The organism is Amycolatopsis thermoflava N1165 (assembly GCF_000473265.1).
Taxonomy (GTDB): Bacteria; Actinomycetota; Actinomycetes; order Mycobacteriales; family Pseudonocardiaceae; genus Amycolatopsis_E; species Amycolatopsis_E thermoflava.
This window is the reverse complement of record NZ_KI421511.1, coordinates 3,518,408-3,532,153: the sequence shown is the minus strand read 5'-3', so window position 1 is coordinate 3,532,153 and position 13,746 is coordinate 3,518,408. Positions and strand designations below refer to the sequence as shown.

The following is a 13,746-nucleotide window of genomic DNA, read 5'->3' as shown; positions in this document are numbered from 1 at the left end:
CCGAGTGCGCCGTTCCTGTTCCACGGGGAAGGGGACGGTCACGGCGGAGCCACCGGGTCCCCGGGCAGGCTGCTCGGTATGCTCGCCGCCACCTTCGACGGCGTGCCCATCGGCGAACGCGTGACGCTGCAAGCCGGGGCAGGCCTGATCGCCAACCTCGCCGACGTGGTCGCGAACTCGGTGGAGCTCGGCGCGACCGGTCTGACGTTCTCCGGTACCGCGGCAGGCAAGATCGCCGTCGACATGTTCAAGGGGCGCCACGACGCCGCGAGCTACGCCCGGGTCTACGCGGACGCGGTGAGCCGCCTCGAGGCGGACCAGGCGCAGGCCGACGACACGGAACTGCAGGAGTTGCTCGCGCACGCCCGGAACGCGCTCGCCTTCTACGAAACGCTGTCCGGCGAACCGTCCGTCGGCGACCTGCCGGTCCGGCTGTGGCTCGAGCACTGGCGCCCCGAGTGGCTCCCTGCGAAGCAGCAACGCGACCTCGGCGCGGCGCTGCCGGTGGGTTCGACGGTCGTCATCGGTGCCGAGGATGAACTGGACACCGGGGCGATCAGCAGGTCGCTGCGCCGGGCCGGGTTCGAGACGGAACAGCTGACCCCCGGCTCGATCACCGCCGTCAAGCGGTTCGAACCGGACCCCGGTTGGTGGGACGGGGACAGCGGGGAGGCCGACGCGGCCAGGGTCCTCCAGCAGCTCGCCACGCAGCGCGCCATCATGGCCGACACCCTCGGTCAGCTCCGCGCCGCGCTCGCCCGCGGCGATGACGACTTCGCCCAGGACCTGGCGAACCGGCACCGCATGAGCGACGTCGCCGCGTTCGAAGTGGCGCTGCGCGCGGAACTCGAACGCACCGAGAAGGTGATCGAGGACAGCGACGCCGGGTACGGGCTGCCGGGCTTCCCCCGGCCCGCGGACATCGCCGCGATCGGCGCGTTCGGTCTGACCGCTCTCACAGTCGGCGCCCGCGGACGCTACGAGGTGACCGAGCCGACGGCGACCGGTCCGGCGCTCCCCTGGGGCGGCTTGCCGTCGTGGGAGTTCACCGCCGCGACGCCCGGCGACCTGCCGCAGGCGGGCCTCCACGACCAGATCGAACTACGGGAGATCGTGCGCGACCCGGACAGCGGGGGAGTCGCGGCGACGGTCCGCCGTCTCGCGAAGCTGCTGTACGCCAACGGTTTCGTGTCGATCGACCTGCCCGCCGGCACCGATTCCGAGCTGGCGGAGGAGACGACGACCGCGCTGCAGGAGTGGTTCGGTCAGGTGAGCGACATCCGGACCGGGGAGGGGAACAGGCAGCTGGTGGCGTGGCAGGTGCGCCAGCGCCCCGTGGTCCGGTGGCCGGACGGGCCGCTTCCCGGTCAGGACGGGCCGCGGCTCGTCATCGGCGGCGTCCGCGCCGAGGGCATGCCGGCGCCCGGCCCGGACGACGTCACGCTCGACACCGGCCCCGCCCAGCCCGACCACGTGGCCGAGGTCGCCACGTTGGACCTGCCCGCCGACCACTACCAGGAAGTGCGTTTCGAGAACCTGGACGCAGGGGCGTTCACCGGCAAGTCCATCGGCGCGCTCGCGATCGCCTTCGAGGCGGTGGTCCCCGGCGGGTTCCTGAAGATCGTGACCGACGGCGGGGGCAGGGCGGAACTCGCCGATCTCGTCGACACCCTCGTCACGCTCGGCGCCTCCGGGATCACCGTCGACGGCTCTGACCGGTTCACCTTGACCGCCTTCAAGGAGAACACCGACAAGGCCGGGAAGGCCGTCGTCTACCGCGAAGCGATCCGGCGTCTCGAACGAGCCGGGAACGCCGACCCCGCCGACCCCGCCGACCTCGCCCACCTGCGCGCCCGGCTGGCCGCCAGCACCGGCGTCAGCGAACGGAGTCCGGACGGGTACGTCGAAGTCCGCATCGTGCACTGGCCGCACAGCGAACTCGACGACGCCACGCTGGCCCGCCTCGCCGACTCGCTGCCGCCGGAAGCGACCCTCGAGATCGGTACCGGACGCGACGCCGACAAGGACCGCATCACCCGGCTGCTGCAGAGCCACGGCCTGGACGCGGACGCGGTGCACGAAGACGGGCACACGGTGTTCGTCGCTTCCAAGCCGGCGGGTCATGATCTGGCCAGTGCGGCGGACCTCGTCGGGTCCGCGCTGCCGGGCGTGCGGGTCGAGTCCGCCGGCGCGGACTCGGCGCGGCTCCTGGCCGGCGACCTGCCCGTCGTGGTGACCACGTTCGAGATCGACCACAGCACGTCGTTCCCCGTCTACTACACGACATCGGAACTGGTCGAAGTGGCGGGCGGGCACGAAGTCCGGATCGCCATCCCGAAGTCGTCCCGTGCGGACACCGCGCGCGAGATCGCCTACCACACCGCGATGCGCTGGCACGAGCTGCGGGCTCAGCAGGAGGAGCTCGCGCCACGGTTGGGACAAGGCGCCGGGTACCGGCTGTCCAGTGATCTCGCGGGCCGCTTCGCGCAGCTGGAGGTGATGGGCCGCCAGCGCGAGCAGAGCGCGGCCCCGACGACGGCGCTGTCCGAGATGCTGCAGGCGGAGCGGGAGATCCAGCGTGACCTGCCTGCCGGGGTCGACTTCGAGCAGGTCAAGGCCGACCGGCTGAGCACGCGGACACGCGAGGTGCTGGCCGAGCGCCCGGCGCCGCCACCGGTGCGGGAGGGTGACCACAACCCGGTCGCGCCGCGAACGCGCCGTCGTGGTGAGGATCCCTTCACCTTCAACTTCCTGGACCCCGCGTGGCAGGGCACCCAGGCCCCGCCAACGCCTGGGCGGCCGGCTCCGGCGGTGCCCGTCGACACCCTGCACGCCACCGTCATCGCGGGAGACAACGCCTACGGTCTGCTCACCGACGGGGCCGACCTGCCCGCGCTGCACGCCCGCTTCGGCGACAACCTGCCGCAGGCGTTGCACGTCACTCTGGCCCACGGAAGCGACTACCTCGACGAGATCGCCGCACGGTGGCGTCCGGGCGAAGAGGGCCCCGGCCTGACGGCGGCGGCCGCGCTGCCCATCCACGTCCCCACGCCGCGGACGCTCGCCGACGCGATGCCGTGGTTCGGGTTCCGGGCAGGCACCGAGGACGCGTTCCGCGCCTGGCTGGAGCGCGCGGGAATCCCGGCCGATCTGTCCACATCGGACCTGATGCGCCTGCGTGAGGTCGCCGCGCTGCTGGTGCTCACCGACCACCTGGTCACCGGGCCGCAGCGGCGCCAGTTCGCCGAGGCCGAGCCCACCGTGATCGGCGACGCGTTCCACAGCCTGCCCGACGGCGTGCGCGCGTCCGCGCTGCTGCCCGGCTCCGGGAACGACTTCGCCACTGAGGCGAAGGCCGCGGTCGACCGGCTGCCGCAGGCCGAGCAGGTCCGCCTCCGGAAGAACGCACAGGCGCTGCTCGACCGGTTCTTCCGCGGCGAGGACGCCACGCGCGAGGTGCCTGCGGGCGCCGCCGAACGGATCACGGCCGCGCTGCACGCGCACGGGCCGCGGTTCGCCGCCTGGCTGACGGGGCAGATCCCGGGCGCCGCGGTCACCGAAGGCTTCACGCACCCCGACCTCACCGCCGAGCTGGCGCGGCTCATGGCGCCGCAGCACGACCCGAACACCGCCGTCCAGGTGCCCGAGCAGGATTTCGCCGCGGACCGCGCGGTCCGCGGTGGACTCGGAGAGCTGACCAAGCTGATCGGCGCACACCAGCGCGGCTGGGCGGCGCTGGGCGAACTGCGGGAGAGGCTGGACGATCCGGCGGCGGCCGCGGAAGCCGAGGAACTCGCCGAGGCCCTCACCGGCATGCTCGAGGCCGTCGGCCCCCGGGTCGCCGGGCTGGCCGAGCAGATCACCGACCTGGTCCTGCGGCACGAGACCGGCGAGACCGCGGTCGAGGCCGGCCTGGCCCACCGGTACCGGCGGCTGGCCGGTGTGCTGGAACTGGTCCGGTCCCGCTGGGAGGACCACCGGGCCCAGCTCGCCAAGGCGAACTTCCAGCTGGCGAAGCTCGCGTTGTGGGAGGAGACGGCGGAGCAGGCCCGTGCCGCCGAAGCCGAAGCCGAAGCGAACGGCACGCTCCCGCTGCTGCCGGACCTGGACGGCGAACCGATCACGTCGGCCACCGCCGAGTCCCAGGCCGAGACCGCTCGCCGCGACCTCGGCCTCGCCCTGCAGCGCACCAGCGAGCTGCGCAAGCCGTTCGACATCGCCCTCGCGGAACTGGTCCGGGAAGCGGCTTCGCTCGACGAGGTCCACAGGCAGTTCCAGCGCCTGGCGGCACCGGGCGAGGGCATCGATCCCGCCACCGACGGCTCGCGCCTGTTCCGCGCCAACCCCATGCGCGGCGACAAGCTGACGATGGCGAACCTGACCGAGCGGGACAAGGCCACCGTCGGCCAGGTGGTCGGCCTGCTCGAGAACCGCGAGGGGCTCGTCGGTTCCCTGCGCGCGGCGGGTCACCGGGGCTGGCGGGCGGGCGACTTCGCCAACCTGCTCGACTCTTCGGATCCCGCGCTGCGGCAGGCAGCCGCGGAACTGGCCGCGGTCGAGGAGGAGTTGCGGATCCTGCTCAACGGTGACGCCACGGGCAAGAACCACGGACTCGGGCTCAGCACGGCCATCCAGCGCAGCCACCAGCGCGCGAAGCTCCTCGAAGACGTGATCCTGACGCACCGGGACTTCCGCGGCCGGGTGCGCGACCCGCAGAGCCTGATGCTGCTCGGCGAGCTGCGGAAGGCGGAGGAGCACCCCGTCCGCGGGCTGGCCCTGCTCTTCGACGAGCTCAACCGGGGCGGGTTCGGCGACAAGAACGTCAAGGGCGTGCTCGGCGACCGGCTGCGCCGCATCGACGCCAGGCAGTCCACCGAGTTCGCGATCGAGTCGCTGTACACCCCGGTCGAGGAGCAGGAACCGCCGGACGCGGTCGCCGCGGCAGAGCCGACGTTCCACAACGTCGTCAAGATCACCTGGATGTCCGGCACGGACATGGTGCCCGGCGGCCGGGTGTTCCGCTCCGGGTTCACCCTGCAGGGCCGGGTGGGCCCGTCGCTCGCGCAGGTCGAGTCGGGCGACCACCCGCTGGCGGCGGAGTTCCGCCTGCGCGCCAAGGCGAACTGGATCGAAGAGCACTTCGGCAAGCGCATCGGGACAGAGGCGGACCTCGACGCGTTCATCGCCGAGCACGGCAGTGACCCGACCGAAGGCGCGGCGCTGAAGGTCCCGGCGATGGTCCCGGTGGAGTGGGTGGACGGCGGGCAGCTGGTGGTCGCCGTGCGGCCGGACGCCGAGCGCGCCGAGGTCCGAGGCGACCTCGAAAAGCTGTTGCTCGAACAGGTTTCCGGCTACCGGTCCCAGCTGCCCACGCTCGGTGTCGAGGCCCGTACGACGATGCTCGTGCAGGCGGGCAGCGCCACCGGCGTCACGCTCGGCACCCTCGCTTCGCTGGGTCTCGGCGCCGGCGTGAGCAGCACCTACCTCCTCGCGCGTGCGGCCTACTTCACCTGGACCGGCCTGGTCGCGCCGGCGGCCTACTACACGTCCATGGCCAAGCAGACCGAGGCGGCCAACGAGATGCGGCGCCTGCGGGCGTTCATCATGCGCGGCGGGATCGGCCCGACCGCGGTGTCGCTCCAGCAGGGCGCCCACGACACCGCGCAAACCCTCCAGCCGCTGGCGGACCTGACGCACACCACGGACGTCCCGCAGACCCCGGCGCCGGAACCGCTCGCGCAGCTCACCGGCGCGGAGATGAACGACCTGCAGGCCCGCATGAGCCGGATCGGCGCCGAGGTGGCGGAGCAGCTGGTCGCCGGGACGTTCCCGACGAGCTACGTGCGCAGCCCGGCGATCCAGAAGACGATCCGGGAACTGGTCGAGGTCTCCTGGTCCGACGAGCGCATCGCCGCCGAGGACGCCGGCAAGCAGGCCGTCAACGATGCCGGCACCCTCACGATCAAACTGCCCAGCGGGGAGACGCTGAAGGTCTCGCTGGTGACCGGGAACCTGCCGCGCTCGTACCAGGTCCTCAAGGGCGGGCGGGTGCCCACCAGCGAACAGCGGTACTGGATCGGCGTGTCGCCGAACGCCTACCACGGTGGCGACGAGGCGATCCGCGAGGCGATTTCGGAGCAGCTGGCCGACGTCGTCACCAAGGGCACGCAGCTGTGGATCCAGCCCACGCTGAAGTCACTGGCCAAGGAGAACTTCACGACCCTGCCGCTGGAGACCCTGGTCACGACGTTCTTCAACATGAGCGCAGGCAGTCTCGAACTGATCGGGCCGCTCGTGGCGGGCAGCGCGGGCTCCCGCAGCGGGTTCATGTCCTCCCGCTACCTGAACTTCAAGTACAACGCGTTGGCCCGGAAGCTGTGGGAGGACGCCGTCCGCGAGCGGCAGGGCTTCCAGGCCCTGATCGGCGCCAACGCCCGGATCGCCATGGCCGACACGTCCCTGCGACTGATGGGAACCGCGGACGGCGTGGCCAAGGGCGTCGCCGCGGAGGTCGGTCAGCACCTGCCCGTCCGGCCGAGCCAGGAGATGGTGGCCGACGACACCGCCGCGATGCTGGTGCAGGCCGCGCGCGAAGCCACCGTGCGCGCACAGGCCTACCCCGGGGTCAAGGCGGCGCGGGTGCTGACGGCCGAAGAAGTCGTGGCCGACCAGGCCAAGGCCGCGCACGAGGCGGCCGAAAAGGCCTTCGCGGCGGCGAAGAAGGCCGTGGACAAGGTGGCCGCGGAGCTGAAGAAGGCACGCAAGGACGGCGCGCCGGAGGCGGAGATCGCCGCGAAGAACAGCGACGTCACCGAGGCAAGGGACGCTCTCCAGGTCGCCAAGGACAAGGTGGCCGAGACGAAGCGGACGGCCGACGAGGCCGAAGCCGCCGCGAAGGAGGTCGCCCGCCGCAAGGACGACGGGGAGGACTTCACCCTCGACGAACTCGCCAGGGCGATCGACGCGGGCAACGGGCTGACCCTGCGGATCCAGGCCGAGCCTGCCCTGCGGACGCCGAAGATCCCGGGCGAGCTGCGGATCACCTACGCCCTGACCGACCAGCCCGGCGCGCTCGCGCCCATGACGACGCACCAGGCGGTGTACAAGCGCGGCAACACCGACGTCCGCGAATTCATGTCCCTGCTGCCCGAGCAGTGGACGGAAGACGGCACCCGGATGCCTCTCCAGGACCTCCGGACGTGGGTGCATCGGCACGTCGACGACCTCATCGAGCGTGAGCGGTTCATGCACCGCCGCGAGATCCGGCAGCTGGCGATGGCGGCATTCGGCAGGGCGCTCGGCAGCGGCCTGGTGAGCACCGGGGTCAGCCTGAAGCAGCACAACACGGCCGCGGCGGGCCAGTCCGCGACCGAGGCGATCCAGAGCACGCTCGACGGCGCCATGAAGATGGTCACCGCGCGCAACGGCATCGAGCGGCTCTCGACCCGGCTGCAGAAGGAGCTCAGCCCGCGGGCGGCGACCGCGCGGGCGATGGACGACTGGGCCCTCGCGCTGGCGACGGACGTCCACCGCGCCGACAACGATCTGCGCGAGATGCTGACGCGGTTCGCCGACGACCCGGTTCTCGGCGCGAAGGCGCGCGAGATCCTCGGCAGACGCCCGGAACTGCCGCGGCCAGGGACCCTGTTCGAGGACATGGAGCGCCTGCGCGAGAGCGGCGAGATGGTCAAGCGGGTCAAGCACCTGGCCAAGGTCCTGCGCTACGGCAACGGCGAGTACCTCCTGCACATCGACAAGGTCCGCAAGCCCGGACCCAAGGAGCTGTGGGCCAAGCTCCGCGGCGCGCACCGCCAGCACCTGATCGTCCGGTTCGTGGCCGGCGTTCCCGGTGAACCGACGCGGGTGCTCGCCGGCGCCATCGACTCGCACTTCGTCGTCGTCGGCGAGAACGCCGAGGAGGCGCTGGACCGGATCGCCCGCATCGTGGCCGTCTACCACCACGGCCCCACCGGTGTTCCCGGTGCGATGAACCTCCTGCTCGACGAGCTCGGTCCGGGCAACGTGGGCAGTTTCTTCAGCCGCACCACCACCGAGGCGACCTCCGCGGACCCGAACGTGGCCGACATCGGCGTCCAGGCCGGCTCGGGTGTGGTGTCGACCGCCGTCAACGTGACGTCGGCGAGCTGGTACCGCCGCGGGAACTTCCTCAAGAGCGAGCAGTTCCGGTGGCGCTACTCCTACGACGGTGCGGTCATGTCGGAGGACCGGGACCAGCTGGCCCAGTTCTTCGCGGGCAGGAGCGCCGAGTACAGCCGACGGCAGCTGCTCGACCTGCTGGAGTTCGCCGAAGCGGCGGAGTGGTACGCGCCCAAGACGGTCGAGGTCCTGCGCGAGGTTCTCGCCCCGGAGACGAAGTCGGCCACCGAGGTGTTCGTGCACCACGGGATCCGCGCCGACCAGCTGCCTGCGAAGTGGACCTGGGCCGACCTCGACCGCCACGTGCGCGACAGCGAGCCGCCTGCGCTGGCCGAGCGCGAGGCCCGGGATCTGCTGGCGCACATCGAAGAGGAGATGCGCGACCAGGGGGTCAGCCCGTCCCAGCGGGACGACGAACACCGGGAACTGCGCGAGCAGTGGGGACAGACCGTCATGGCGTTGGCGCGCAACCAGTCGGGCGCCGAGGGTTACTACAACAAGAACGTGCTCGTCGACACCGGGTTCGGTCTGGTCAACGTCCGGATGCCGGTCGAGGGCGCGTCCTATGTGGACCTGCGGATCTGGCACGAGGCCGATCTGCTGGAGAAGCTGCGCTCGAGCCGCTCGAACCCGACCACTGTGCTGCCGAACGTCCCGGACATGTGGCAGTCACTCGGTGGCAACCAGGTCCAGGCCTTCGAGAACGGGCGGATCCTGCTCGAGGGCGAGCGGGTGCCGGACGAGACGATCGACGACATCGTGCGACTGCTCGCCGACGCCTCACAGCTCTCGGCGGCCGAGTTGCCCGCCGTGCCGGACGGCTGGCCGTCCACCGGCGACACCGCCGGGTTCGCGCGACGGCTGTCCGACCTGACGGAGGTCGGGTACCAGCGCGCGTCCCGTGACCACGAAGACTTGTTGCGGGCCTTCGTGATGCCGGACGACCCCCTGGCGGGCGTGCGCGAGAGCTGGCACGAGCTGACTCGCCGCCAGTTCGGGCTGGTGCACATGGACCTGCACCGGCGCAACATCGTCGTCCGCGCGGACGGCACCAGCGTCCTGGACTGGGAGCTGGCGCTCTACGGTGACCCGGTCGCCGACCTCGCGCGCCACCTGCACCTCATGCACTACAGCCCGGCAGAAGAGGCCCGGCTCATCGAGCGCTGGGCCGAGGTGATGGGCCGGACGAACCCGAAGGCCATCGCGGGCTGGGAGGCCGACCTCCCCCGGTACCGGGCACACTTCGAAATCAAGTCCGCGATCGACGACTCGGAGCGGACCGTCGAAGCGTTCGCCGACCCGGCGCTCACGCCGCAGCACCGCGCGGAACTGGTCGCCGACCTGACAGCCAAGCTCAACCGTGCTCACGAGCTGTGGCACGAGCAGGGTCTCACCGGTCTGAAGGCCCCCGTCGTCTTCTCCGCCGACGAGGTGCGCGCGAAGATCGAGGAGTACCTCGACGGCAGCCAAGCCACCACCACGCCCGCGCCGAGCCTGCCCATGGGCCCGCTCGAACCGTCGGCCGAGACCGCGCGCTGGGCGGCGGTCCGGGCCGGCCTGGACGCCACCGGCGTGACGATCCGCGTCGTCACCGACGCGGACGTGCTCGCCCAGATGCGCTCGGAAGGCGCCGCGGGCGCCACGCCGTCCCATCTGGGCGGCCGGGAGATCTGGCTGGCGCCGGAGGCGTTCGAGTCGATCGACACCCTGGTCCGCGTGCTGGGGCACGAGCTGGCCCACGCCGGCCAGCTGCAGCTGGGCATCGTCCCGGTCCAGTCGCTCAAGGACACGCTGGAAGCGAATGCCGAGGCGCACGGCGACGCCGCGGTGGACCGTCTCCACGGCCGGAGGTCGAGGCCGCCCGTCGTCGAACCGGACCAGCTGCCCGAGCCCCAGGAGGGTGAGACGGTCCTCCCGTACCTGTTCCACACCGAAGGAGACGGACATGACGACGTTCCAGGTGACCAAAGTGGACGACCTGGCGGCGTTCCCGGGGATCCGGCTGCTGGGGCCGGAGCAGGGGGATCCGATCGAACCGGGGACTACCTTGCGCGACCCGAAAAGTGGGTGCGTCTGGGAGGTGCTCTCGGTGGAGTTCCCGTCGCCCCTGGCGCGCAGGGAGGGGTGGTCGGTCCTCCTGGTGAAGCGGACGGGGGAGCCGGCACCGTCCGTGGGGACGACGCTGAGCAGCGGCGACTGACCGACCGGCGTGCGGCGTTCTTCGCACTGGACGACCTCCGCCGGGTGGTGCCCGGACTCGACCTCGCGCCGTCCGCGAGCGACGGGCGGATCGAGGGCTACCTCGGCTCGGTGCCCGTGACGGTCGAGATCACCGGTCAGCCGCCGCTGGACAGCCCGGTGACCGGCACCCGCGGACGGCACCGGATCGTGCTGAACCTGCCCTCCGGCACGCCGCGCGAGGTGGCGCTGCGCGTGCTTGGCGACCAGCTCGGCCGGGCCCGGCACGGACTGGCCCGTGCGGAGCAGCCGCGACGCTTCTGGAGCAGGCGGGCGGACCCGGCCGTCGTGGTCGACGCTCCGCTTGCCGGGCGGCTCCTCGTGCTCGACGCGCTCGCACGGCAGGAAGCCGAACTGATCGGCCGCGCCGGGTACGCGGCGGCGACGGGAGAAACCGCGCGGGCTGCCCGTGACATCGCCGCCGCTCTGCCGGAGGGACGCGATTTCGACGCGATCGCGAAAACCCACCTGAGCCCGCTGACCAGGGCGCTGCTCACTGAGCAGGAGCCGTCCACGAGCACGCGGCTGACGATCGCGCGGGAGGTTCTCGGCGACGCCGCACCCGCCGGACTCGCGGACGTGGAGACGGCGGTGCGGCTCCTCGCGGGTCCGGACGGCCAGGCGGCGGCCATGGCGGTGCAGGGCTACTGGATGGGCGACGGCGTCGGCGCCGAAGTGGACGACTCGATCGAGGACCGCGACGGCCGACTCCAGCGCCTGATCGACCTCACGCGGCTGCCGGAGTCGCGCCGCGGGGAGATCGTCGAAGCCGCGTACGAAACCGTGGTCAACGCGCTCGGGAAGCTGGACGGCCGGTCCTTCGCCTACGTGGTTCTGCACCGCGAGGGTCAGGAGCCGCTGGTCACGGCCGTCGCTGGTGAGGACGGGCGGGTGCGGTACCTCGACCCGGTCAGCGGGCGCTCCGGCCGCACGCCGCTGCACGGCTACGTCGACGGCATGACGGCCGTCGACGTCATCCTGCACAGCACCGCGGGCCCCGTGCCGATCGTCGGCCTCTCGTTGTCGCCGGACAGCACCCGTCCGCCGACCTTGCCCTACCTCGACGCGTTGCCGCAGGCCGAGCGTGAAGCGTGGCTCGCCGACCGGCTGAGCGAGGGAGCCACCACGGACGAACTCGGTGGCCTGTCAGTCCTCGACTACTTCGACGCCGAGGCGCTGCCGTCGGCAGCGGAAGAACCGCTGCGGCCGTCCGCGGAGGCCCTGGGCTCGTTCGCGGAGGCGGCACCCGTCCAGGCGGAGTTCGTGCGCGGGCACGGGCTTCCGCGCACCGCGGGCGGAGTGGTCGACCTGGCCGCGTATCAGCCGCTCGCGGCCCGGAACCAGATGTGGGGCGGCCCCGCGACGGTGCTGAGCGCTGACCGCGCCATGGCGCGGCAGGAGTTCGAGCGGATCCACGGGGACGTCCCGGAAATCCTGGCGCTCCTGGCCGACCACGAGTTCTTCTACACGCCGGACAAACAGGGGATGGTGCTCGTCCACCGCGCGTTCGGCGAGCTGCTCGACACGGTGCTCGGACGCGGTGACGCGAGGCACCCGGCCAACCCGCTCCGGCTGGTGCACCGGCCGATGATCCCTGGCCAGGACACGACCGGCCGGGAGTGGACGGCGCTCGACCGGCCCGTGTTCGACGAGATGGACCCCCGCGCGATGGCGCCGGACCAGATGCGTTCGGACGTCGCCTACCAGGTGCTGAGGGCGCTGGCCGCGGCCAGGCCGGACCTCGTGCGCGACCGGCTGGTCACCGAGTTGAACAACGGCGACCACCTCGTCCGGCTGCGGCGGCGCGGCCGCGTGACGGCGTTGGCCGTGCCGAACGAGTTCCTGGTGCCGACGGCACCGGAGACGGGCGAGTCCCCGCGGTGGATGCAGGCCGTGCAGGAGGCGCTCATCGACGAGCGGCTGACCCAGGCCGGCTACCCGGGGAAGGCCGAGCACATCAAGAGGGTGCTGGAGGCGGTGTCCGGACTGGAGGTCGTGCTGACCGAGTGGCCGGGGCCGGGCCGGTACCGCGCACTGCTGGAACAGCTGCTGCCCAGGCTGGCCGACGCGAACGCGCCGCTCCTGGCGAGCATGCCGCGGGTCCGGCACGGCGGGTACGTGCCTGCGACGCCGGTCCGCGAACCGGGCACCGGGGAGATCAGGCTGGACATCCCCGATCTCGGTTTCCGGCCCACGATCGCCCAGTTCGAACTCCTCCTCGACCTCGACGAGCCGCTGGTGCACGGCACCGTGACCCCGCCCGGTCCGGCCGGCCCGGCCATCGAGGTCCCCGGAATCGACGACGGGCTCACCGTCAACCCGGTCGCCCCGCTGCCCGGCCGGGGGCCGGAGCGGTTCGCGGTGGTGGCCCGGTACGAGCCCGGGATGCGTGGCGCCGAGTTGCCGGGTGCCCAGCCGCCTGCGCTGACCGAGGCGTCAGTGCGCCAGGAGACCCTGGACATCGTCAACGGCGGCGGCAGGACCGCGGAGGAATTCCTGAAGCGTTTCTGGCGCCAGATGGGCTCGGACGGGGTCTTCCCGCGGCTGCGGACGGAGGCGAAGTACCGCGGGTTCGAGGTCCCCGTGCTGCGGAAGCAGTCCGACGGCGTGTTCGTCGTGCACGACGCCGCCGAGCCGCCCGTCAAGTCGGAGACACTCCCCGGCAGCCGCGTCGTCGGCCGCCGGGACACTCTCCGGGCCGCACGGCGCGCCGAGGCGGACATCCTCGCGGCAGGACGCCCCGGGCTCCAGAGCTACCTCGCCGAGGCCAACGACGCGCTCAAGGGCGTGCACAAGCCGGACAGCCGGTTCACCACGCCGCTGGACAAGCACGACCAGGCCGGGTTCAACGACCTGTCGAGCAACCACTGGAACAACAAACTCGGCGACATCGCCGCCGAGCACGCGGTCGCCGACCTGCGCAAGGAGTTCGGGGGCAAGCTGTCGAAGGTGGGCGTCCCGGACCGCGGCGCCAACCACTTCGACGCGGTGTACAAGGACGGCGACGGCCACTACGTCATCGTGGAAGCGAAGGGCCCGAGCGCCGGGCTGAACGCCAACGGCGGGTACGAGCAGGGCCATCCGCAGTACGTGCGGCGGATCCTCGACTTCATGGAGAAGCGCGGTGGCTACGAGGCCCGCGTGGCCAGGGAGATGCGCGACCAGCTGGCCCGGGGCGAACTGCGCTACTTCTACGTCAAGGCCGAGGTGACCAAGGCCGACCTGAGCGAGTACACCGAGGAGGAACTCCGGGCGATGCGGGCCGCGGACCGCCCGTACGACATGTACGCCGGGTACGTTCGCAAGGAGTTCGACCTGAGCATCACCACGACCCGTCCGGCGGTACCGTGA

Annotated in this window: 1 protein-coding gene (running past one end of the window); it reads left to right on the top strand. The window is 71.9% G+C overall.

The features are described from left to right. Positions 1-13,746, top strand: partial view of a hypothetical protein gene (locus AMYTH_RS0117480; RefSeq protein WP_157360623.1) — the end only. 42,210 nt of this gene lie to the left of the window's left edge; only the last 13,746 of its 55,956 coding nucleotides appear in the window; its start codon lies off the left edge, out of view; it ends in the stop codon at positions 13,744-13,746.